This window comes from Pseudomonas sp. PS01303, assembly GCF_029959385.1.
GTDB lineage: Bacteria > Pseudomonadota > Gammaproteobacteria > Pseudomonadales > Pseudomonadaceae > Aquipseudomonas > Aquipseudomonas rustica.
Map to the genome: position 1 here is coordinate 1 of NZ_JASCPK010000097.1, position 22,602 is coordinate 22,602.

The following is a 22,602-nucleotide window of genomic DNA, read 5'->3' on the forward strand; positions in this document are numbered from 1 at the left end:
CGCTAGCAAGCTCGGCTCCTACAAAAGATTTGCGAGCGCCACCAATCCTTGTAGGAGCCGAGCTTGCTCGCGAAGAGGCCCTCTCAGTCACCAAAAATCTCAACCCCGCACCAAACTCCGCACCGCCACAATCTCCGGCACTTCAACCTTCTGCATATACACCCGCAACGGCTCGGTAATGTTGATCCGCTCATCGATATGCTGATCCAGCAGCAACTGAATCAGCTCACGTTTAAGCGTCATGGTCTGCTCGGTCGCCGGCGCCCAGACGAATTCGCTGGTCGGAATAATGCCGTCATCGGCGACGTCCATGCCGAACGAATCTTCGCTGAAACGCACGATGTATTGACCGGTTTTACGATTGAGGCCAACAAAACCCTTGAGGTCGTCGGCAGCCTGGCAGATGAGTTGGGAGGTGATGCGCATGGTAAACCTCACGATAAGTGATCAATGGTTTACACGCAGGACAACAGAGCGGCGCGCCCTCTGCCGGGGCGTCTGCCGAGGGCAAGCGTACTGCAGTTGGCGAGCAGAATTGTAGGAAAATTCGGTTTTAATACATTTATGTCGGTCTGGCGATAGCACGCAATCGATTCAGTTGTTAAAAGGTACGTCTTTGAAACAGACCCGCGAAAGGATCTCGAACATGCCCGCCACTTTCACCAAAAGCGCCCTCATGCTGAGCCTGTTGCTCGGACTCGGTCAGGCGCACGCCGCCAGCCAGAGCAATCCCGACGCCGTGGCCGGGGCGCATGGCATCCCGCACCCGGCGGTGATCGCTCACCGTGGCGCGTCCTTCGATGCTCCGGAATCCACCGCCGCCTCCTACGCACTGGCCCGCGATCTCGGCGCTGATTATCTGGAAATGGATTTGCAGCGCAGCAAGGATGGCGTGCTGTTCGCCCTGCACGACAACAACCTGCAGCGCACCACCGACGTCGCGAGCAAGTTCCCGGATCGCAAGGACAGCCCGGCCAACGACTTCACCATGGCCGAACTGAAAACCCTCGACGCCGGCAGCTGGTTCAACGCCAAGTACCCGGAGCGCGCGCGTCCTTCTTATGCCGGGCTGAAAATTCTGACCCTGGACGAAATCATCAACATCGCCCAGGCCAACCCGCACCACAAGCCAGGCCTATACATCGAAACCAAAGAGCCGCAGCTGTTCCCTGGCATCGAGCATGACCTCAAGGAAAAACTGCAGGATCGCGGCTGGCTGAGCCCGGCCGGTTCGAAACTGGCGAAGAGCCCGTTGGGCGTGGGTCAGGGTAAAGGCAAAGTGATCCTGCAGACGTTCGAGAAAAACAGCCTCGAACTGCTGGAAAAAGAAATGCCGCAAGTGCCGAAAATTCTCCTGTTGTGGGTCGGCGAAGGCAGCATCGAACCGAAGTCGAAAGTGACCTTTGCCGAGTCGGGCGAGAAGGACAAAAACGTTTTCTACGGCAAACAGGAACCGAAGTCTGAAGCCGAGTTCAAGCAGTGGGTCGACTACGCCAAGGCTCAGGGTGCAATCGGCACCGGCCCTTCAGCGAAGTTGACCAACAGCGGCGATCAAAGCTATTCGGATCTGGTGCAACCGTGGATGAATAAATACACCCACGATCAAGGCATGCTCGTTCACGTTTACACCGTCGATGAGCCGGTGGATTTCGAGAAAGTGATGGCGGCGGGTGTCGACGGCATCTTCACCAACCGCGCCAGCGAACTGTTGAAGTTCTATAAGCGTCCGGCGGCCGGCAGTGTTGATCAGGTGTTGAAGAACAACGGTTATTGAGCGGCGATCGAGTTGGCTGCATCGCGAGCAGGCTCGCTCCTGTAAGAGCTGTTTGTTGGCGGTGCTAGTTTTTAAGGGTGAGTTAAGTTGCGCTGGTTAACCTGAACTCACTTAAACAGCTCACCCAATTAGACACACCACTAAAGGATTGAACCGATGAAAACTTTGACTGCCCTGTTTACTGCCGCTGCTCTGACCCTGACTGCTGGCCTGGCCCAAGCTGATGTTCGCGTCGACCAGATCCCTCAGTTGGTGAAGGAAGGCAAGATCAAGTCGCTGGAATCGATGAACGCTGAAGCGTTGAAACTGCACCCGGGTGCGACCATCACTGACACCGATCTCGATAACCACTTCAATGGTTATGAGTATGAAGTTGAACTGAAACTGGCCGATGGCACTGAGTGGGATGTCGACTTCGACGCCACTACCGGTAAAGTGCTGAGCAACAAGCAAGACCACTGATACAGCGCACTAGCGAAAGCCGCACGATTGAAAGATCGTGCGGCTTTTTTGTGTTTGGTCTGAGAGATTTGTCGACGGTGGGATTTTACCCCCTCACCCCAGCCCTCTCCCCCAAGGGGGCGAGGGGGAAAGGGAGCAAATCGTGAGCTTTTCAAAGTCAAAGTACGGCTCGAAATCTCAGGTCGGTGAACCTTAAAAGAACACCTCGGTCAGTCCCCTCTCCCCCCGGGAGAGGGTTAGGGTGAGGGGAAAAGCCATCACGCCGAAGTACTGACCAACGCCCCCGACGTACTCGACCCCGAATCCTGCAACGCCTGCAACAACGACGCCGTAGCCGTCTGCAAAGAAGCCGACGTCGTGGTGATCTGCGCCTGCGCTGCCGCCACGTCCGCCGCTTTCGCGTCCGCGCTTTCCTGCTTCGCCTGCGCCGCTTGCAGCGCCTGCTGCTGTTGCTGCAATTGCTTTTGCAGCTCGGCAATCTGCTTGCGCAGCTCCTTCACCGAATCCGATTCTTCACTGCTGCTGGAACTGCTATCCCCCGCCGGTGCCGCGCCGCCCGCCGCTTTCGGCGCATCGCCGGATGCACTCGCAGTTGCCGTCGCGGCGGTGGTGGTGTCGTCGCCAACGTCGTTGATCGTGGTTTTACTGGTGGACGTAGTGACAGTCTGATTGATCGAAACAGAGCTGATGCTGACCATGGAAATACTCCAATGCCGGTGATAGATAACCGGTCATCGACCAGGGTCGCGATGAATTGAGATCGACTGTGTACCCACACGGTATCGAAATCGGTACATGTCACCCCGTCATCGAGCGGTCACAAAATCGTCACGCACGATTGCGAAGATGCCGAGCAGGTGAATCTGTAAACCCCACGCCAGACGCCCTCTCCGCAGCGAGCCTCCATGAACCACAGCCTCGACATCAGTCATCGCGATCCCGATCTGTTTGGCCTGCTCTACGGTTTTCGTTTTCTGCCCGGCGAACGTGGCCGTGAAGTAGATTCGGCGACGGCATTACGCTGTTTGCAGGACGACAGCGACAGCGGCGAATTTCTTTGGCTGCACCTCAATCTCGCGCACGCCGCGTGCGAGCGCTGGATGAAGAGTCATCTGCAATTGCCTGAAGAGTTTTTCGAGGCGTTGCATGAAGGCTCGCGGTCGACGCGCATCGAGCATGTCGATTCGGCGTTGCTGGCGGTGGTCAACGATGTGGTGTTCAACCTCAGCAGCATGGTGTCGTCGGACGTGTCGACATTGTGGGTCTGCGTGCGCAGCAAATTGATCGTCAGCGCGCGCCTGCAACCGCTGCACTCGGTGGATAAATTGCGTTCGTCGGTAAAGGCTGGCGAGCGCTTTCGTTCACCGTCGGAACTGCTCGTGCATTTGTTGCGGGATCAGGGCGAGGTGCTGACGCAAATCGTGCGCAAGACCAGCATGAGTGTGGATCAGGTCGAGGATGAATTGCTCTCCTCAAAGCTGTCGACCAACCGTGCGGAACTGGGTGCCAATCGGCGGGTGCTGGTGCGGCTGCAACGGCTGTTGGCACTGGAGCCGGGTTCGTTGCTGCGTCTGCTCAATCGGCCGCCGCCGTGGTTGCAGAAGGAGGACGTCAAGGAGCTGCGTAAATCCACTGAAGAGTTTGCGCTGATCATCAACGACCTCACGGCGTTAGGTGAGCGGATCAAATTGCTCCAGGAAGAGATCGCCGCCAACCTCAACGAACAGAGCAACCGCACGCTGTTTACCCTGACCGTGGTGACGGTGCTGGCGTTGCCGATCAACATCATTGCCGGTTTTTTCGGGATGAATGTGGGCGGCGTGCCACTGTCGCAGGATCCGGAAGGGTTCTGGATATTGGTGGCGCTGGTGGCTACGTTTACCGTGATTGCGGGGCGCTGGGCGTTTCGTAAAAGGGGTGATTACTGACCTCTGTGTCCACCACAGATCCATTGTGGCTGCAGAAATCTATCTTGATGACAAAGATCCTGTGGCGAGGGGATTTATCCCCGTTCGGCTGCGCAGCAGTCGTAAATCCGGTGATCGCGGTTGAGCTGATACACCGAGGTGAATGGTTTTGGGGCTGCTTCGCAACCCAACGGGGATAAATCCCCTCGCCACAAAAGCTCACCTGAATTCCTCAGAGTTCAGGAATGGACTCAACAGATCAATGGTCAGGCTATTCATCCAAACACTGATCTGCCGCAGTCTCTCTGTAACATTCTGCAATGATCATGGGCGACATTCCTTCCCTCGCTGAGGATTGTCCGCTCATGGCTACTCCCTCCCTGACCGCCAGCCACACATCCGCCCCCAGCGGCAGGCCCGCCCTCGACAAGAAAACCAGCCCGTTCACCTACGTGATTTTTTTCGCCGTGCTGGCGATGGGCATGCTGTTCACCGCCTACAGCCTGATGCACGACATGCACGAACTCGGCACGGTCGTCACCACGTGGACGCCGTTTCTGCTGCTCGGCGTCGCGCTGCTGATTGCGCTGGGTTTCGAGTTCGTCAACGGTTTCCATGACACCGCCAACGCCGTCGCGACGGTGATCTATACCCACTCGCTACCGCCGAATGTCGCGGTGGTCTGGTCGGGTTTTTTCAACTTTCTCGGTGTGCTGCTTTCGAGCGGCGCGGTGGCGTTCGGCATCATCGCTCTGCTGCCGGTTGAGTTGATTCTGCAGGTCGGTTCGTCGGCGGGTTTCGCGATGATTTTCGCGCTGCTGATCGCCGCGATCCTGTGGAACCTCGGCACTTGGTGGCTGGGTTTGCCGGCGTCTTCGTCGCACACGCTGATCGGTTCGATCATCGGCGTCGGCGTGGCCAATGCCTTGATGCATGGCCGCGACGGCACCAGCGGTGTCGATTGGGCGCAGGCGACCAAGATCGGTTACGCGCTGCTGCTGTCGCCGCTGGTGGGTTTCGGTTGTGCCGCGCTGTTGCTGCTGGCGCTGCGCGCGTTCGTGAAGAATCGTTCGCTGTACAAGGCACCGGAAGGCAACGCGCCGCCGCCATGGTGGATTCGCGGTTTGCTGATCGCCACGTGCACCGGCGTGTCTTTCGCTCACGGTTCCAACGACGGCCAGAAAGGCATGGGCCTGATCATGTTGATTCTGGTCGGCACGCTGCCGATGGCGTACGCCTTGAACCGCACCATGCCCGAGGAACAATCGCTGCAGTTCGCCGCTGTGGCGCAAGTCACCCAGCAAGCGCTGGTGAAAAGTGCACCGCAGCCGGCGCCGGCTGATCCGCGTCCAATCCTTTCGGATTACGTGCGCAGCAAGGAAGCCACGCCGCAACTGATCCCCGCCCTCGCCGCCCTCACCGGGCACATCGGCGAAGAAGTCAGGGGCTACGGTTCGCTGGCGAAAGTCCCGGCCGAAGCCATGGGCAACGTGCGTAACGACATGTACCTGGCGAGCGAAAGTATTCGCCTGATGGACAAGAACAAGGTCGGCAATTTCGACGCCGACACCAGCAGCAAACTGCAACTGTTCAAGCAACAGATCGACAATGCCACGCGGTTTATTCCGCTGTGGGTGAAGATCGCCGTGGCCATCGCACTGGGGCTGGGCACCATGGTTGGCTGGAAGCGGATTGTGGTGACGGTGGGTGAAAAAATCGGCAAGACGCACCTGACGTATGCTCAGGGTGCGTCGGCGGAAACCGTGGCGATGCTGACCATTGGCGCGGCGGATATGTTCGGTTTGCCGGTGTCGACGACGCATGTGTTGTCGTCGGGTGTGGCGGGGACGATGGTTGCCAACGGTGGCGGGTTGCAGATGAAGACCATCCGCAATTTGCTGATGGCGTGGGTGCTGACGTTGCCGGCGGCGATCCTGCTGTCCGGCAGCCTCTACTGGCTGTTCACCCAAATCTTCTGACCCACAACAATTCCCCTGTAGGAGCTGCCGAAGGTTGCGATCTTTTGATCCTGTTTTTAAAGATCAAAAGATCGCAGCCTGCGGCAGCTCCTACAGGTAGCCGTTTCAGATAGAGATCCAGTGAGGTTTGAGTGCAAGGTGTGGGTTAGAGGGTTGAGCGGATCACATCGCCGAGCCAATCCATAAACACCCGCACGCGCAACGGCAAATGTCGCTGCCGGGCATACAACAATGAAATTGCCATCGACGGCGCCGTGAACTGCGGCAACACCGTCACCAGTTCGCCGTTATCCAAATGCGGTTTCATGCCCGAGCGCGGCACTTGGGTCAAACCGAACCCGCCCAGACACGCCGACTCATAAGCATCCGTGCTGTTAACCGTCACACTGCCCGCCATCGGCAAACGCTTAACCTCACCACCCTCCTCGTACACAAACCCTTCCGAACGCGAACCCAATACGCCGACGTAATGCACCAGCCGATGCTGCGCCAGATCCTCCAGCGTCTGCGGCACACCATAGCGTTCAAGGTAAGCCGGGCTCGCGCAGTTGATCATCGAAAAATCGCCCAAATGCCGCGCGACCACCGATTGATCCGGCTGCGCGCCAATGCGCACCACACAATCAAAACCCTCGCTGAGCAGATCGACGCGGCGGTCGGTGCTGCTGATTTCCAGTTCCAGATTTGGGTGACGATCCATGAACTCAGGCAACAGCGGCATGACCAGACGTCGCGACAGAATGTTCGGCATGTCGACACGAATACGCCCGGTCAGCGAGGCCTCGTCCTGGCGGAACAACCCTTCAATCTCGTCCATGTGCGAAAGCAGATCCTTGCTGCGTTCGTACAGCACCAGTCCATCTTGCGTCGCCTGCACTTTGCGCGTGGTGCGCTGCAATAGACGCGTGCCGACCAGTGTTTCGAGTGCCTGCACATGTTCGGACACGGTAGAGCGCGGCAGGCCAAGGCTCTCGCCGGCGAGGGTAAAACTCGACAGTTCGCTGACCCGGACGAAGGTGCGCAGCAGTTCCAGTTTGTTCATGTGAGCACCTGACGATTGTTCGGCTGAGCCGATCAGTGATTCCGATTTCAGTCTGTTTATCACCTATCGGCGGACAAATAAACTGAGTTCCATCACCACTCACCAGCATCGAGGAAGTCCCATGAACCGCAAAATCGCATTGATCACCGGCGCCAGTCGTGGCCTCGGCAAAAACGCCGCCCTGCACCTCGCCGCCCAAGGTGTCGACATCATCGGCACTTACCACAGCCGCGCGGATGAAGCGCAGGCGCTGGTCGTCGAACTGGAAAAACTCGGCGCCAAAGCGGTGATGCTGCAACTGGACGTCGGTCGCAGTGACAGCTTTGCCGAGTTCGGCGCGAAGGTTGAGCAAGCGCTGCGCGAACAATTTGAACGCGAGCGTTTTGATTTCCTTATCAACAACGCCGGGGTCGGTCTGCACGTGAGCTTCGCCGAGACCACGGTTGAGCAATTCGACATGCTGATGAACGTGCATTTCAAGGGGCCGTTCTTCCTGACGCAGCAACTCTTGCCGCTGATTAACGACGGCGGACGCATCATCAATATCTCCAGCGGCCTCGCGCGTTTCACCATTCCGGGCGCCAGTGCTTATGCGGCGATGAAAGGCGCGATTGAAGTGCTGACTCGTTATCAGGCGAAAGAGCTGGGCGCGCGGCAGATTGCTGTGAACACGTTGGCGCCAGGCGCGATTGAAACTGATTTTGGTGGCGGGACTGTTCGCGATAATGCGGCAGTGAATGCGATGGTCGCGGAAAACACTGCGCTAGGACGCGCCGGTCAGCCGGATGATATTGGCGGGGCGCTGGCGTTGTTGCTGTCGCCGGGTGCGCAATGGATCAATGGGCAGCGGGTTGAAGCCTCCGGCGGGATGTTCCTCTAAACCTGACACCCATCCATTGTGGCGAGGGGATTTATCCCCGCTGGGGTGCGCAGCGCCCCCTCTTTTGATCCAGAAAAGATGGGCCTGCTGCGCAGGCCAACGGGGATAAATCCCCTCGCCACAGGGGTTTGCCATGATTGACGAATTTAATTAACCCTCACAAACGCCACGGGTCATGAAGCGTTCGCGCAGCACGTCGTACGCCCAGTGATAAACATAGGTGTACGGCAGGAAGAACAGCAGCACGCCGATATCCAGCAAAAACGCCTGCCACAAACTGACCGACAACCACCACGCAATCAGCGGCACGCCCATCACGATCAAGCCACCCTCGAACAGCAGCGCATGCACCACACGCACCCAAGCGTTATGCGCAACATTCATCCGCGCCAGCACCCGGTCGAAGTAGCGGTTGAACACCACGTTCCAGCCCAGCGCCAGCATCGCGATCAACACCGTCACCGCGCCCATTTCAAGCATCGGTTTTTTCATCAGCCACGCCAGCAGCGGCGTACAGATCAGAATGGCCAGCAGTTCGAAACCAACGGCCTGGAAAATACGTTCAGTGATGGATTTAGGGGCAGTCATTGCCTGACTCCTTGAGTGAAGATGGTTGCCATGATCTACCCTCGCACCGATACTTCATAACCAATAACCATCGATCAAGGCGATAGTTCATGGCCTCGCAAGAAGTGCTGTTGGCGTTTGTGCAAGCGGCGACCCAAGGTTCGTTTTCGGCGGCGGCGCGCAAACTCGGGCGCAGTCAGTCGACCATCAGCGCGGCGGTGGCCAGCCTTGAGATCGATCTGGATCTGGTGCTGTTCGATCGCAGCAGCCGCAAACCGACGCTCACCCCCGCGGGCCACGTGATGTTGCAACGAGCCGAGGCGATTCTGGCGGCAACCAGTCGTCTGGAAATGACTGCGCGGCAGTTGTCCCAAGGCGTCGAGCCAAAACTGACCGTGGCGATTTCCGACACGTATCAGTCGTATCGTTTTGAAGCGGCATTGGTCGGGTTCGAGCAGCGTTATCCAGATCTTGAGCTGGAATGTTTGATCGCTGAATGCGATGACTTGATTGAACTGGTGCAACGCGGTCGCGCACATCTGGCCTTCGCAGAGATGCAGGAAAACTACCCGCCAGATCTGGTGACCTCGACCGTGGCCGAACGCACGGAAATCGCTTTGTTCGTCAATCGCGATCATCCATTGGCGACGCTTGAGCACATTGATCAACACACCTTGGAACTGCATCGCGAGCTGCGCCTGGCGACCATCGTTAATCCGTACGACAGTCGTGGCAAAGGCCGGGTGTGGTCGGCGCCGAGTTATTTGATGTTGCTGGAAATGGCCGAAAAGGGTTTTGGCTGGGCGCCGTTGCCGCGTTGGCTGGCGCAACGGTTTGGCAATGATTTGCTGGTGGAGTTGAAAGTGCGTGGCTGGCCGAAACCGGTGTTTGTCGATGCACTGTGGTCGCGGCTGTATCCGCCGGGGCCGGCGGGGAGCTGGTTGTTGAACAAGATGTTGGAATAGCGGCGCGGCCGATCAGGCCTAGGTCAAAAGCCCCTCACCCCAGCCCTCTCCCAGAGGGAGAGGGGGCCGACCGCGGTGTCTTGCGGTTTACATCGACCTGAAATATCGAGTCGATTATGGATTCACCGTTGATTTTTCAGGTCGGTGTACTTCTTCAGCATCCCCCAATCAGTCCCCTCTCCCTCCGGGAGAGGGGGCCGACCGCGGTGTCTTGCGTCGTACATCGACCTGAAATTTCGAGTCGATTATGGATTCACCGTTGATTTTTCAGGTCGGTGTACTTCTACAGCATCCCCCAATCAGTCCCCTCTCCCTCCGGGAGAGGGCTAGGGTGAGGGCAATTTCAACGCCAAAAGCCGCCCCTCGATAAACCGCCGCTCCGGCTCCTGCCGCGTCAACTCAAGCGCCCGCAAATACGCCTCCCGCGCCTCTTCCACCCGCCCCAACTGCCGACAAAACTCCGCCCGCGCCGAATGCGCCAAGTGATAATCCAGCAACTCGCCCCGCGCCAAAATCCCTTCAATCAACTGCAACCCCGCCAACGCCCCATCCCGCTTGGCCACCGCCACCGCACGATTCAACTCAACCACCGGCGAGGGCACCGCCCGCAACAGCACGTCATACAAACCAACGATCTGCTCCCAGTCCGTCTCCGCCGCCGTCGGCGCTTCGGCATGCACCGCCGCAATCGCTGCCTGCAAACAATAAGGCCCAAACCGCCGCGTGGTCAGGGCGCGCTCGACCAGCGCGCAACCTTCAGCAATCAACCCGGCATCCCACAACCCGCGATCCTGATCATCCAGCAGCACCAGTTCACCACTCGGCGAGGTGCGCGCCGAGCGTCGTGATTCGTGCAACAGCATCATCGCCAGCAGCCCCATTACTTCCGGCTCCGGCAGCAATTCCATCAACAACCGCCCCAACCTGATCGCCTCACGCGTCAGATCTTCGCGGGTCAGTTCAGCGCCGACCGACGCCGAATAGCCTTCGTTGAACACCAGATAAATCACCCGCAACACGCTGTCGAGGCGCTCGGGCAATTCGCTCAGGCTCGGTACTTGATAAGGGATTTTCGCGTCACGGATCTTGGCTTTCGCCCGCACGATGCGTTGGGCAATCGCCGCCGGTGCCGAGAGAAATGCGCGGGCGATTTCTTCGGTGGTCAGGTCGCAGACTTCGCGCAAGGTCAGCGGCACTTGCGCATCCGCCGCCAGCGCCGGGTGGCAACAGGTGAAGATCAGCCGCAGACGATCGTCTTCCACGTCTTCGCCACTCCAGTCGGCCTGTTCGAGTTCTTCCAGTTGCGCCAATAACATTGGCTGCGAAGCTTTGAAGCGGGCACGGCGGCGCAACACGTCAATCGCCTTGAAGCGCCCGGTCGAGACCAGCCAGGTGCGCGGATTGTCCGGCACGCCGTCGCGCTGCCAGCGCTCGACGGCGACGAAGAACGCCTCGTGCAAGGCTTCTTCGGCGAGGTCGAAATCACCCAGCAGGCGAATCAGCGTCGCCAGAATCCGCCGCGAGTCTTCGCGATAGACCTGCTCGACCCGCGCCCGAACCTCAGACATTCAACTGCCGTACCGGGCGCACTTCAACGCTGCCGACCCGCGCCGCCGGAATGTTGCCGGCGACCTGAATCGCTTCGTTGAGATCCTTGGCGTCGATCAGGTAGAAACCGGCCAGTTGCTCCTTGGTTTCCGCGAACGGGCCATCGGTGATCGACACTTTGCCGTTGCGCATACGCACCGTGGTGGCGGTCTGCACCGACTCCAGCGCCTCGGCGGCAACCATCCGCCCACTGCCCTGAATCGACTCGGCGTAAGCCCAGCACTCGGCGTCTTCCGGGCTGTCGGGCGATGAATGCAGCAAGCGCTCATCGCTGTAGACCAGGCATAAATACTTCATGGCGTTCTCCTGAAGCGGACGGATCAACTATGGCTGAAGATCAGGGTTGCACATCGAACAGGGTCGCGCCGCTCATCGGATCGAACGGCGCCGACCAGTGTTCGTGAGCGATTTTCCACGCCCCGCCGACCTGCCGATAGCAGGCGGTGACGCGCATCCAGCAGCTCTGGGTTTCGCCTTTTTCATTGGTGCCGCCGCAGTTAGCCACCCAGTGCGCGAAGGCGATGTTGTCGGCGGTTTCGATGGCGATTTCATGGAATTCGAAAATGTGCGGGCCGGGGCACATTTCCATGCACGCGACCCAGTGTTCGCGGTACGCCGGTTTGCCCTTGAATTGCAGGGCCTTGATCGCGTCGAACGAGACGATGTCGTCGGCGTACAGCGCCATGACTTTCTCTACGTCCTTTTTCATCACGGCGTCGCGGTAGGTGTTGATCAGGGTCTGGATATCACTTTGTGCGCTCATGGTGTTCTCCGTGGTTTTTGTTGTGAAGACACCCTTAGTCGCTTGGTGGATCGGCAGATCGACAGGCGAAACAAAAAATTTCCACTGAGGCCAAAATCGCTAGAATCCGAGGCTTATCTTTGTAGGAAAAAGGAAATTCCCGTGTCAGCCCAACTCGTGCCGTACGACAGCCTGAATGCTTTGCAGCGTCAGCTAGTCGAGGCGATTGAAATCCATGCCGAGCAGATCAAGTTCTCCGGCGATATTCACGGTGCGTTGCACACCTTGTTGTCGAAACCCGGCCCCGGCGTAAAGGGTTTTGCTTTGCTGGCGAATGAAGTGCCGGTGGCGTTTCTGCTGCTCAAGCGCCCGCCCGTGTTGCCGGCCTGGGCTGATGAACACAGCGCCACCTTGCACGCATTGCAGGTTGATCGCCGCGCGCAGGGCAAGGGTTATGGCAAGGCGTGTCTGCAAGCGCTGCCCGAGGTCGCGCGTCAGGCGTGGCCGGAGATCAAAGGGCTGGAGTTGTCGGTGGACGCGGATAACGACGCGGCGATTGCGCTGTATGCAAAGCATGGCTACGTCGACAGCGGCGAAGCGTACAAGGGTCGGATCGGTTATGAACGGCGCATGGGGCTGGTTTTCTAAGTAAGGATGATCGACTCAGTCGAAGCGCTGGAAGCGATTTACTGACTGCCGCATGAGCGGGCGGTGCGCAAGCAGATCGCCCTTTCTGACACATGGCGTGAACACACCACTGCTCCCACAAGGGTTTTTGATGATCGTTCCCACGCTCTGCGTGGGCATGCAGCCGGGGACGCTCTGCGTCCCAAAGTCGTGACGCAGAGCATCACGGGAGGCATTCCCACGCAGAGCGTGGGAACGATCAGCGTGGTAACGATCATGGGTTTTGCGGTGTTGTCAGAGGGTCAGGATCATCTCGTGCCACGCCATGCCGCCGTGATCCGACTCCGACGGTTTGATGTAGGCAAAGCCAAACCCGGCATACAACGGGATGTGCTTCTCTTTGCACATCAAATGAATCGTCGCCTTGTCCATCCCGCGCATACGCTCGATAAATTCAGCCATCAAACGCTTCGCCAACCCTTGCCCCTGATAATCCGGGTGCACCACCACCGACATGATCACCACGTTCGGCCCTTTCGGGTCATGGCCGATCAGCTCCTTGAACGCCTCGTCCGACATCTGCACATCAAACGCCGCGCCCGAATTGACGAAACCCGCCACCACGCCATCCACTTCCGCCACGACAAAGCCTTCCGGCCAGGTGGCGATACGCGTGGCGATTTTCTCGCGGGTGGCGGCTTCGTCGCCTTCGTAAGCAACGGTTTCGATGGCGTAGCAGCGATCCAGGTCGGCGGCGGTGACGTTGCGGATGATGGTGTTCATGGCGGCTCGGAAATCAGCAGAAGAAAGTGCCGAAAGCATAAAGGAATCGCGGGGGCATATCGATCCGCACACGGCGCAAACGCATGAGGCGGATCCTTTGATCCGCCTCATCCCTGTGGGCTCAGGCCTTGGTATCAACCGGCACGCAGATTTCCAGTTTGCCGGTGTGCAGGCGCGGGTTGAAATCGGCGCTGTAACGCTCCAGTTCCGGGGCATTCAGCTCGACGTAGTGAGAGGTCGGCAACCAGGTTTTGTAGATGTATTGCAGGGTTTGCGGCAACTGATCGAGCGGCCCTTTGTGTTCGAACACCGCGTATTGACGGGGCAGCACTTCGACCCAGCGATAGACGTCCTGCGGCAGTTCGTCGAGCTTGGTGATTTCCACGCCGGCGATGTAATCGAAGCCGCCCTTGCCGTCGAAATTGCAGCAGACGCCGTAGGTCACTTCGCCTTTTTGCCCGGGAATTCGTCCCAGGTGCGGCAGGAATTTCTCCCACAGCGCCGGGATGTCCTTGGCGGTGTCTTGGCTAAATCGATCGCCAAATCCTGCAATCAGCAGGAAGTGTCCATGTTCGAAGCGAGGTTCAGCCACTTCGACGCGTGTTTGCTCATCCATGACTCGACTCCTGGCACAAAAAAGGGGTTCGGCTGGGAGTATAGAAAGCCAAACCCGTTTCGCACGGTTACAGCGAATGCAACTGCTCGACGGCACCGGAACCGACGAATTCATTGTAGCCGGATACGATCACGTAGACCGCGAAATAGCAGAAGATCGCTGCAGATGCCATGTAGGAATAGCGCAACAGCTTGTCGCCCAACAGCTTGCCACCGTGGCTGGCAGCAAAGCACAAACCGGCCGACCAGAGCAGCCCGGCGCAGAGGAAACCACCGAGGAACAGCGCCGAACTGAGCGGGCCACCGCCACCGGAGCGGGCGATCAGCGTGCCGCCCACCGCAGCGAACCAAAGAATCGCGCTCGGCGACGACATGGCGAGAAAAATCCCACGAAAGAATTCCTTGCGATGGGAGTTCTGCCCCACCTCCGCCGTCTCGGCCAGCAGCGCTTCGTGATGGATCGCCGAGTAAATCATCTTCGCCGCGAAGTAGATCAGCAGCGCCGAACCGCCGATCCACAGCACCCAACGCACGCTTTCGTATTGCAGCAGGACGGTCATCCCGGCCAGCGCCAGCACCGCATAAATCAGGTCGCCGACGCAGGTGCCAAGGCCCAGCGCGAAGCCTTGAAAGTAACCGCGCTGCATCGCCAATGTGATCATTGCGATGTTGGCCACGCCGATATCCAGGCACAGCGAAAGGCTCAGCAAGAAGCCGCTGGTGAATTCCATCAACCATTTTCCTTGGAAAAATTTGTTAACAAACGGGCTGGACAGTATGCCATCACTGACCTTATCTTCCGCCACAGGTCACCGCAGTGACCAGCGTCGCTCGGACGGTTCCGGGCGCTTACGTTATCCGAGGCAACAATGGCCGAACAAGGTTCGCCGCGCCGCTTTGCGCGCATAGATCGACTCCCCCCTTACGTTTTCAACATCACCGCCGAGCTGAAGATGGCCGCGCGTCGTCGTGGTGAAGACATCATCGACTTGAGCATGGGCAACCCCGACGGGGCCACGCCGCCGCACATTGTCGAAAAACTCGTACAAGTGGCCCAACGCGAAGACACCCACGGTTACTCGACGTCCAAGGGCATTCCGCGCCTGCGCCGGGCGATTTCCAACTGGTACAAGCAACGCTACGAAGTCGATATCGACCCGGAAAGCGAAGCCATTGTCACCATCGGTTCCAAGGAAGGCCTGGCGCATTTGATGCTGGCGACCCTCGATCAGGGCGACACCGTATTGGTGCCGAACCCGAGCTACCCGATTCACATTTACGGTGCAGTGATTGCCGGCGCCCAAGTGCGTTCTGTGCCGCTGGTGCCCGGTGTGGATTTCTTCGATGAGCTGGAACGGGCGATTCGCGGCTCGATTCCGAAGCCGAAAATGATGATCCTCGGCTTCCCGTCGAACCCGACTGCGCAGTGCGTGGAACTGGATTTCTTCGAACGGGTGATCGCCCTCGCCAAGCAATACGATGTGCTGGTGATTCACGATCTGGCCTACGCCGACATCGTCTACGACGGCTGGAAAGCCCCGTCGATCATGCAAGTGCCGGGCGCCAAGGACATCGCGGTGGAGTTTTTCACCCTGTCCAAGAGCTACAACATGGCGGGCTGGCGCATTGGTTTCATGGTCGGTAACCCGGAACTGGTTAACGCCTTGGCGCGGATCAAGAGCTACCACGACTACGGCACCTTCACCCCGCTGCAAGTCGCGGCGATCGCGGCGCTGGAAGGTGATCAGCAGTGTGTGCGCGACATCGCCGAGCAGTATCGTCAGCGTCGTAATGTGTTGGTGAAAGGCCTGCATGAACTGGGCTGGATGGTCGAGAATCCGAAGGCATCGATGTATGTCTGGGCGAAGATTCCCGAGGCATATGCGCATCTGGGTTCGCTGGAATTCGCCAAGAAACTGCTGGCTGAAGCGAAGGTTTGCGTCTCGCCGGGGGTGGGATTTGGTGAGTATGGCGACGATCACGTGCGCTTTGCGCTGATCGAAAACCAGGATCGCATTCGCCAAGCTGTGCGCGGCATTCGCGGCATGTTCCGTGCCGATGGCCTGGCCCCGAAAACCTCCGCCTGACGCACTGATCGTTCCCACGCTCCGCGTGGGAATGCAGCCCGGGGCGCTCCGCGTCCCAAAGCGGACGCAGAGCGTCCATTGAGGCATTCCCACGCAGAGCGTGGGAACGATCACCCACAAAAAAACCGCATCGCTGCGGTTTTTTTGTGTCTGCGAGAAGCGCTTAAACGAACAGCGACAGCAGCAGGATGAAGCCCAACGCAACCACCGACAGGATGGTTTCCATCGCTGTCCAGGTCTTGAACGTCTCGGCCACGGTCATGTTGAAGTACTGCTTCACCAGCCAGAAACCGGCGTCGTTCACGTGCGACAGGATCAACGAACCGGCGCCGGTCGCAAGTACCAGCAACTCACGGTTAACGCCCGGAATCATCCCCACCACCGGCACCACAATGCCCGCGCCAGTGATGGTCGCAACCGTTGCCGAACCGGTCGCGATACGGATCACCGCCGCCACCAGCCACGCCAGCAGGATCGGCGAGATTTGCGCGCTGACCGCCATGTGGCCGATCACGTCGCCCACGCCGCTGGTCACCAGCATCTGCTTGAAGCCACCGCCCGCACCGATGATCAGAATGATCGCGGCGGTTGGCGCCAGGCTTGCGTCCAGCCACTTGAGCATCTGTTGCGAGCCGATGCCTTGTTTGTGACCGAAGGTGTACAGCGACAGCAGCAACGCCAGCAGCAGTGCGGAGATCGGGTGACCGATCATGTCCATCCAGGTGCGGAAAAAGTGACCGTCCGGCAGCGCGACGTCGGCGAAGGTTTTCAGCAGCATCAGGAACACCGGCAGCAGCACGGTAACCAGGGTGATACCGAAGCTCGGCAGGCTCGCCGAGTCATCGTTTTCACGGGCCAGTTGATCGACCAGTTCCTGATTCGGGTGACCCGGAATGTGCTTGGCGATGAAGGTACCGAAGATCGGACCGGCAATGATCGCGGTTGGCAGCGCCACGATCAGACCATAAAGAATGGTCTTACCGATGTCCGCGCCGAACACGCCGATGGCCAGCAACGGGCCCGGGTGCGGTGGCACCAGACCGTGCACGGCGGACAGACCGGCGAGCAGCGGGATACCGATCTTGATGATCGACACGCCAGTGCGGCGCGCCACGATGAACACCAGTGGAATCAGCAGAACAAAACCGATTTCGAAGAACAGCGGGATGCCGACCAGAAACGCGGCGAACATCATCGCCCACTGGACTTTGTCCTTGCCGAACGCACGAATCAGGGTCTGGGCAATCTGATCCGCCCCGCCCGATTCAGCCATCATTTTGCCGAGCATGGTGCCCAGCGCGAGGATGATGCCGACGAAACCGAGCACGCCACCGAAGCCGTCCTGGAACGCTTTGATGATGGTGCCGATCGGCATGCCGGAGGTCAGACCGAGGAACGCGGCAGCGATGGTCAGGGAAATAAACGGGTGCAGCTTGAACTTGGTGATCAGGACAATCAGTCCGATCACGGTGACCACTGCATCAAGCAGCAGAAACGCGTCGTGGGACATGCCAAACATTGGGGGTGTCTCCTGGATTGTTGTTGTTATTAAAGCGGGTTAAACAGAAATCGTGAGGACAGCGCTATCTCTTTCAACACACTCATACCGCCTGTTTCAGACCGTGGGCCTGCCACCAGACGTGAGCCTGCGACGCCAGTTCTTCAACGCTGTGGATCGAAGCATTCAGCGCCAGGGTCAACGGCTCGCCCTTGGGCGATTCGAGGGTGGCGAACTGGCTTTCGATCAACGTGGCCGGCATGAAGTGGCCCGGACGGTGGGACACACGTTCAGCGGCGACTTCAGGGGTCAATTCAAGAAACACGAAGCCCAGGCCCGGCAAGGCACTGCGCAACACTTCGCGATAACTGTGTTTGAGGGCCGAGCAGGTCAGCACCGGGCGTTTGCCCGATGCATCGACGCGACGCAGTTCGACGCACAGGCTGTCGAGCCAGCCGGCGCGGTCGTCGTCGTTCAGGGGGATCCCCGCGCTCATCTTTTCGATGTTCGCGGCCGGATGAAAAGTATCGCCTTCAATGGCAGTGGCGCCGCTCAATTGGCACAGGGCCTCGCTGACGCACGTCTTGCCGCAACCGGCAACGCCCATGATGACCAGGGCGGTGATGGGATGACTCATATAACACCTCAGCGCGCAGACAGCGCTACCTTTGCTAGCTATGACTCTAGTGCACAGGCAGAAGTTGCCGACGCCTTCTTGTCGTTTTTTTGGGTTGCAGCAGGTTTGCGCCCAACGCCAAAAAGCGAAGATCAGGCAGGACCTCGCTTACGCATTTACAGCTGCATCAGGACAGCGCTACCTTAGTGCCTTGATTTTTGTTTGGCAAGCCGTCGATGACCCCCCCTAAAAACGATAAAAATACCCGCACCACCGGCCGTCCCACCCTGAATGAAGTTGCCCGCCTGGCCGGTGTCAGTCCGATTACCGCCTCCCGCGCCTTGCGTGGGGTCAGCACCGTGGCCACCGAACTGGTAGAAAAAGTCCGCAAAGCCGCCCTCGAACTCAACTACGTGGTCAACCCTGCCGCCCGCGCTCTGGCCTCGGCGCAGAGCCATTCGGTGGTGGTTTTGGTGCCATCGTTGTCCAACCTTTTGTTTATCGACACGCTGGAAGCCATTCATCGGGTGCTCACGCCCAAGGGCTTCGAAGTACTGATCGGCAACTTCCACTATTCCCGCGATGAAGAAGAAAACCTCCTGCGCAACTACATGGCCTATCAGCCGCGCGGGTTTCTGCTGACCGGGTTTGATCGCACGGAAAGTTCGCGGCGGATGATTGAGGCGAGCAACATTCCTTGCGTGTACATGATGGAACTGGACAGCGCTGCCGGGGTGAATTGCGTCGGGTTTTCGCAGCTGAGTGCCGGGGAAACGGCGGCTGAGCATTTGCTCTCTCGTGGGCGCAAGCGTCTTGCTTACATTGGCGCGCAACTCGATCAACGTACGTTGTTGCGCGGTGAGGGTTTCCGCAAAGCACTGCAGAAGGCTGGGCGTTACGACCCGGATCTGGAAGTGCTGACGCCGCGTGCTTCGTCGGTGGGCTTGGGTGGGGAATTGTTTTTGCAGTTGCTCGCGGCGCATCCGGATGTTGATGCGATCTTCTTTGGTAACGACGATTTGGCGCAGGGTGCTTTATTAGAAGCGCTGCGCAACGGCATCAAGATTCCCGAGCAGGTGGCGATTCTCGGTTTCAACGACTTGCCGATGTCCGAACACATGGTGCCGCGCTTGAGCAGCATCAACACCCCACGTGAGGCGATCGGGCGGCGCGCGGCGGAGCAGATGTTGACGTTGATGGCCGGCAACTCGGTCGCGCGCCCGGTGGAAGACATGGGCTTCGAACTGAAAATTCGCGAAAGTACCTGACGCTTCGCAATCCGATCATTCCCACGCTCTGCGTGGGAATGCCTCAACGGATGCTCCGCGTTCGGCGGTGAAGGGACGCAGAGCGTCCCGGGCTGCGTTCCCACGCGGAGCGTGGGAACGATCAACCACTCAACAGGTCAACGAGGGCCAGTGCGCCTTTCTGTAGCGGCTGGCTCTTGAGCCACACCGCGTGCACCGGCATCACCAGACCGTTTTCGATGTTGCGGAAATTCAGGCGTTTCAGCCGGCCGTTGTCCAGTCGCGATTGCACCACCGACAACGGAAAATTGCCCCAGCCCAATCCCGCCTCAACCATCTCCATCGCCGTTTCAAGACTGTCGGTGCGCCAATACGACTCCGCCACCAACGGCCGCGTCTCGCTGATCGGCAAGTCGCGACTGGCGACGATGATCTGCCGCACATGCACCAGATCTTCCAGAAACAAATCCTGCCCCCGCAACAACGGGCTGTCCGCCGCCAGCGTGGCGATCATCCGTTCGCTGCCGACGAACTGAAAACGCTCCAGCACGTTCATGCTCAACCCGGCGAACGCCAGGCACACACTGACACGACCACTGTGCAGCATCGCCAGCACGTCATCCTGCGGCGCGGTCAGCACTTCGATGTCGAGCAGCGGATGACGCTCAGCAATCACCTTGATCGCCGCCAGCAAACGCCGCCGATCAATGTCCGCAACCACGCCAATCGACAACTTGCTCTCCAGCCCCAACGACAACTCCACCGCGTGCACTTGCAGTTGCTTGAGTTGCTCGGCGATCAGTCGCGCGTGCGGCACCAACGACAGCGCCATTGCTGTGGGTTGTGGCTCGCGATGGCTGCGGTCAAACAGCAGATAACCGAGTTCAGCCTCAAGGTTGCCAATACTCATGCTCACCGCCGATGGAACCCGACCCAATGCCCGAGCCGCCGCCGAAAAAGAGCCGCGCTCAATCACCGCAAGAAACAACTCGATGCTGTCGCTGTTGAAATTCACTTCATCTACCTATCACCAAAACTGAAAGCTACTGACTTTTTCTGTCAGCCCTATTGAAGCTATCTTTCGTCGCCTTCGCCAGTCCCGCTGGCCAACAAACGGCAAGAAAGAGGCAATTCCCATGCAAGGCGTCAAACGCAAACTGGTCTACGTGTCGCTCTACGAAGTGATCGGCATGACCTTCTCCGCTCTCGGTCTGGCGCTGCTGTCCGGGACTTCGCCGGGCAGCACCGGGCCACTGGCGGTGATCATCACCACCATCGCCGTGACCTGGAACTTCATTTACACCTCATTGTTCGAGCGCTGGGAAAGCCGTCAGGTATCGCGCACGCGCACGGTGAAACGCCGCATCGCCCACGCCATCGGTTTTCAGTTGACCTTGATCGTGTTCCTGATTCCGTTGATTGCCTGGTGGATGAACATCAGCCTGGTGCAGGCCTTTCTGCTGGATCTGGCGCTGATCATTTTTATCCCGTGCTACACCTTCGCATTCAACTGGCTGTTCGACCGGATTTTCGGTTTGCCGGCCTCGGCGCTGCCGGATTCGGCGGCTGCGGCATAAATCGTTAATTCGTAAGCAGATATTGCAAGAAATCAGCGGTTTGCCGGCGCAAATCGCTGATCTTCACAATCCGTGGTTTCCGATAGCAGGCTAAGCTTTTCCATCAATAAAAAATGGATCTGCCCATGACTGCACACGCCCCCGCCGCCGCGCAAAGCGACGGCATCGACCCGATCCGCGCTGCCGAAGTTTCCGCCCGTATCGACCGTCTCCCCGCTGTCGCGACGATCTGGCGATTGGTGGCGCTGCTGTCGATCGGTGGTTTCTTCGAACTCTACGATTTATTCCAGACCGCCTACATCAGCCCCGGACTGATCCGCGACGGCATCTTCGCCACCGGCAATCAGGGCGTGTTCGGTTTTTCCGATCAAGCGGCGTTCGCTTCGGCGACGTTTCTCGGCCTGTTCCTCGGCGCCAGCCTGCTCAGCCCGCTGGCGGATCGCTTCGGTCGCCGCGCAATCTTCACTTTCGCGCTGGTCTGGTACACCGTGGCGACGGTGTTGATGGGTATTCAGAGTTCGGCGCTGGGCATCATCTGCATGCGCTTTCTGGTGGGCATCGGCTTGGGCATCGAATTGGTGACCATCGACGCTTACCTCTCGGAACTGGTGCCCAAACGCATGCGCAGTTCCGCGTTCGCTTTCGCGTTTTTCGTGCAATTTCTCTCGGTGCCGGCAGTGGCGTTGATGTCTTGGTGGCTGGTGCCGCAAGCGCCGTTCGGTGTGTCCGGCTGGCGTTGGGTGGTGTTGGCCAGCGCGGTATTTGCGCTGTTTATCTGGTGGTTGCGCAAGCGTCTGCCGGAGTCGCCGCGGTGGTTGGCGCAGCACGGTCGATTCGACGAAGCCAGCCGGATTCTCGATAACATCGAGGCACGCTGCGAGAAGGATCATGGCCAGCCCTTGGATACGCCGGAAACAGTGTCGGTCGATGTTGAAGGCAAGGGTCGTTTCGCCGACATCTGGCAACCACCGTATCGCCGCCGCGCCTTGATGCTGATCGTCTTCCACGTCTTTCAAGCAATCGGTTTTTTCGGTTTCGGCAATTGGTTGCCGGCGCTGCTGTCCGGCCAGGGGGTCAGCGTTACGCACAGTTTGATGTACGCCTTCATCATCACCCTCGCCTACCCGCTCGGGCCGCTGCTGTTCGTCAAGTTCGCCAACCGTTTCGAGAACAAATGGCAGATCGTCGGCTCCGCCCTCGGTGCGATGACCTTCGGTACGTTATTCGCGCTGCAGACCAGTGCCTTCGGGCTGATCTTTTGCGGGGTGATGATCACCTTCTGCAACGCCTGGCTGAGCTTCAGTTATCACTCGTACCAAAGCGAGTTGTTCCCGACCAATATTCGCGCCCGTGCGGTGGGGTTCTGCTATTCGTTCAGTCGTTTGTCGACGGTGTTCAGCAGCCTGCTGATCGGCTTTTTTCTCGACAGTTTTGGCACGCCCGGCGTGTTGGCGTTCATTGCCAGCAGCATGTTGATCGTGATGCTGACCATCGGTTATTTCGGCCCGCGCACGCGTAATCTGGCGTTGGAAAACATTGCCTGATCCTGAAGGAGCTGCGGCACGCTGCGATCTTTTGATCCTCATCTTTTGATCTGAATTTAAAAGATCAGGATCAAAAGATCGC

24 protein-coding genes are annotated in these 22,602 nt (G+C 58.7%); 11 read left to right on the top strand and 13 right to left on the bottom strand.

Annotation, left to right across the window (positions count from 1 at the left end):
• Window positions 1-99 precede the first annotated feature (99 nt).
• Window positions 100-426 carry a DUF2025 family protein gene (locus tag QMX93_RS21675; RefSeq protein WP_159812749.1) on the bottom strand — a complete coding sequence of 109 codons (327 nt, stop codon included), beginning with the start codon at window positions 424-426 and terminating at the stop codon, window positions 100-102.
• Window positions 427-646: 220 nt separating this feature from the next.
• Between QMX93_RS21675 and QMX93_RS21680 the strand changes: the two genes are divergently transcribed.
• The gene (locus tag QMX93_RS21680) at window positions 647-1,774 is read left to right on the top strand and encodes a glycerophosphodiester phosphodiesterase (RefSeq protein WP_282357911.1); all 1,128 of its coding nucleotides are present in this window, start codon (window positions 647-649) and stop codon (window positions 1,772-1,774) included.
• 156 nt (window positions 1,775-1,930) lie between these two features.
• Complete coding sequence (locus QMX93_RS21685) at window positions 1,931-2,236, top strand: PepSY domain-containing protein (RefSeq protein WP_282357912.1); 306 nt, start codon at window positions 1,931-1,933, stop codon at window positions 2,234-2,236.
• A 257-nt stretch (window positions 2,237-2,493) separates the two neighbouring features.
• Here QMX93_RS21685 and QMX93_RS21690 read toward each other — a convergent pair whose 3' ends face one another.
• Window positions 2,494-2,934: a hypothetical protein gene (locus QMX93_RS21690; RefSeq protein WP_212543851.1), complete on the bottom strand. Its 441-nt coding sequence runs from the start codon at window positions 2,932-2,934 to the stop codon at window positions 2,494-2,496.
• A gap of 207 nt (window positions 2,935-3,141) precedes the next feature.
• Between QMX93_RS21690 and QMX93_RS21695 the strand changes: the two genes are divergently transcribed.
• A complete protein-coding gene (locus QMX93_RS21695; RefSeq protein ID WP_212543852.1) occupies window positions 3,142-4,164 on the top strand; it encodes a transporter in 1,023 nt (340 codons plus the stop codon).
• A gap of 344 nt (window positions 4,165-4,508) precedes the next feature.
• The gene (locus QMX93_RS21700; RefSeq protein WP_212543853.1) at window positions 4,509-6,122 is read left to right on the top strand and encodes an inorganic phosphate transporter; all 1,614 of its coding nucleotides are present in this window, start codon (window positions 4,509-4,511) and stop codon (window positions 6,120-6,122) included.
• 145 nt (window positions 6,123-6,267) lie between these two features.
• On the opposite strand, the gene QMX93_RS21705 is transcribed toward QMX93_RS21700, so the two are convergent.
• Window positions 6,268-7,164 carry a LysR family transcriptional regulator gene (locus QMX93_RS21705; protein WP_282357913.1) on the bottom strand — a complete coding sequence of 299 codons (897 nt, stop codon included), beginning with the start codon at window positions 7,162-7,164 and terminating at the stop codon, window positions 6,268-6,270.
• 121 nt (window positions 7,165-7,285) lie between these two features.
• Between QMX93_RS21705 and QMX93_RS21710 the strand changes: the two genes are divergently transcribed.
• Entirely contained in the window at window positions 7,286-8,044 is a 759-nt protein-coding gene (locus tag QMX93_RS21710) for an SDR family oxidoreductase (protein WP_282357914.1), read from the top strand.
• 150 nt (window positions 8,045-8,194) lie between these two features.
• Here the strand turns inward: QMX93_RS21710 and QMX93_RS21715 are convergent, their stop codons facing one another.
• Window positions 8,195-8,632, bottom strand: coding sequence for a multidrug/biocide efflux PACE transporter (locus QMX93_RS21715; RefSeq protein WP_212543856.1), 438 nt, complete (start codon window positions 8,630-8,632; stop codon window positions 8,195-8,197).
• Window positions 8,633-8,721: 89 nt separating this feature from the next.
• Between QMX93_RS21715 and QMX93_RS21720 the strand changes: the two genes are divergently transcribed.
• Window positions 8,722-9,576, top strand: a complete 855-nt coding sequence (locus QMX93_RS21720; protein WP_159812766.1) for a LysR family transcriptional regulator — start codon at window positions 8,722-8,724, stop codon at window positions 9,574-9,576.
• Window positions 9,577-9,902: 326 nt separating this feature from the next.
• On the opposite strand, the gene QMX93_RS21725 is transcribed toward QMX93_RS21720, so the two are convergent.
• The 3 genes from QMX93_RS21725 to QMX93_RS21735 are packed head-to-tail and all read right to left on the bottom strand — an operon-like array spanning window position 9,903 to window position 11,947.
• Entirely contained in the window at window positions 9,903-11,144 is a 1,242-nt protein-coding gene (locus tag QMX93_RS21725) for an RNA polymerase sigma factor (RefSeq protein WP_282357915.1), read from the bottom strand.
• A complete protein-coding gene (locus QMX93_RS21730) occupies window positions 11,137-11,481 on the bottom strand; it encodes a YciI family protein (RefSeq protein WP_053122952.1) in 345 nt (114 codons plus the stop codon). Before QMX93_RS21730 ends, QMX93_RS21725 begins: the two co-directional genes overlap by 8 nt.
• Window positions 11,482-11,521: 40 nt before the next feature.
• Window positions 11,522-11,947: a nuclear transport factor 2 family protein gene (locus QMX93_RS21735; protein WP_282357917.1), complete on the bottom strand. Its 426-nt coding sequence runs from the start codon at window positions 11,945-11,947 to the stop codon at window positions 11,522-11,524.
• A 141-nt stretch (window positions 11,948-12,088) separates the two neighbouring features.
• On the opposite strand from QMX93_RS21735, the gene QMX93_RS21740 reads away from it, so the two are divergent.
• On the top strand, window positions 12,089-12,574 hold the full coding sequence (locus QMX93_RS21740; protein WP_282357918.1) for a GNAT family N-acetyltransferase: 486 nt from the start codon (window positions 12,089-12,091) through the stop codon (window positions 12,572-12,574).
• Between the two features lie 273 nt (window positions 12,575-12,847).
• On the opposite strand, the gene QMX93_RS21745 is transcribed toward QMX93_RS21740, so the two are convergent.
• The 3 genes from QMX93_RS21745 to QMX93_RS21755 form a co-directional block, all read right to left on the bottom strand.
• The gene (locus tag QMX93_RS21745; protein WP_282357919.1) at window positions 12,848-13,336 is read right to left on the bottom strand and encodes a GNAT family N-acetyltransferase; all 489 of its coding nucleotides are present in this window, start codon (window positions 13,334-13,336) and stop codon (window positions 12,848-12,850) included.
• 121 nt (window positions 13,337-13,457) lie between these two features.
• Window positions 13,458-13,952 (bottom strand): GyrI-like domain-containing protein, encoded by a 495-nt coding sequence (locus QMX93_RS21750; RefSeq protein ID WP_282357920.1) that lies wholly within the window; start codon window positions 13,950-13,952, stop codon window positions 13,458-13,460.
• A 67-nt stretch (window positions 13,953-14,019) separates the two neighbouring features.
• The gene (locus QMX93_RS21755) at window positions 14,020-14,682 is read right to left on the bottom strand and encodes a LysE family translocator (protein ID WP_053122961.1); all 663 of its coding nucleotides are present in this window, start codon (window positions 14,680-14,682) and stop codon (window positions 14,020-14,022) included.
• Between the two features lie 138 nt (window positions 14,683-14,820).
• On the opposite strand from QMX93_RS21755, the gene alaC reads away from it, so the two are divergent.
• Window positions 14,821-16,038, top strand: a complete 1,218-nt coding sequence (gene alaC / locus QMX93_RS21760; RefSeq protein ID WP_159812781.1) for an alanine transaminase — start codon at window positions 14,821-14,823, stop codon at window positions 16,036-16,038.
• A gap of 163 nt (window positions 16,039-16,201) precedes the next feature.
• Here alaC and QMX93_RS21765 read toward each other — a convergent pair whose 3' ends face one another.
• Together QMX93_RS21765 and QMX93_RS21770 are read right to left on the bottom strand one after the other, a co-directional pair.
• Window positions 16,202-17,557 (bottom strand): GntP family permease, encoded by a 1,356-nt coding sequence (locus QMX93_RS21765; protein ID WP_159812783.1) that lies wholly within the window; start codon window positions 17,555-17,557, stop codon window positions 16,202-16,204.
• Between the two features lie 82 nt (window positions 17,558-17,639).
• Window positions 17,640-18,173, bottom strand: coding sequence for a gluconokinase (locus QMX93_RS21770; protein ID WP_212543865.1), 534 nt, complete (start codon window positions 18,171-18,173; stop codon window positions 17,640-17,642).
• A gap of 215 nt (window positions 18,174-18,388) precedes the next feature.
• Between QMX93_RS21770 and QMX93_RS21775 the strand changes: the two genes are divergently transcribed.
• Window positions 18,389-19,420, top strand: a complete 1,032-nt coding sequence (locus QMX93_RS21775; RefSeq protein WP_282357921.1) for a LacI family DNA-binding transcriptional regulator — start codon at window positions 18,389-18,391, stop codon at window positions 19,418-19,420.
• Between the two features lie 121 nt (window positions 19,421-19,541).
• On the opposite strand, the gene QMX93_RS21780 is transcribed toward QMX93_RS21775, so the two are convergent.
• Entirely contained in the window at window positions 19,542-20,414 is an 873-nt protein-coding gene (locus QMX93_RS21780; RefSeq protein ID WP_282357922.1) for a LysR family transcriptional regulator, read from the bottom strand.
• A gap of 121 nt (window positions 20,415-20,535) precedes the next feature.
• Between QMX93_RS21780 and QMX93_RS21785 the strand changes: the two genes are divergently transcribed.
• Together QMX93_RS21785 and QMX93_RS21790 are read left to right on the top strand one after the other, a co-directional pair.
• Entirely contained in the window at window positions 20,536-20,976 is a 441-nt protein-coding gene (locus QMX93_RS21785) for a PACE efflux transporter (protein WP_053122973.1), read from the top strand.
• A gap of 125 nt (window positions 20,977-21,101) precedes the next feature.
• Window positions 21,102-22,520 (top strand): MFS transporter, encoded by a 1,419-nt coding sequence (locus QMX93_RS21790; protein WP_282357923.1) that lies wholly within the window; start codon window positions 21,102-21,104, stop codon window positions 22,518-22,520.
• Window positions 22,521-22,602: the final 82 nt, after the last annotated feature.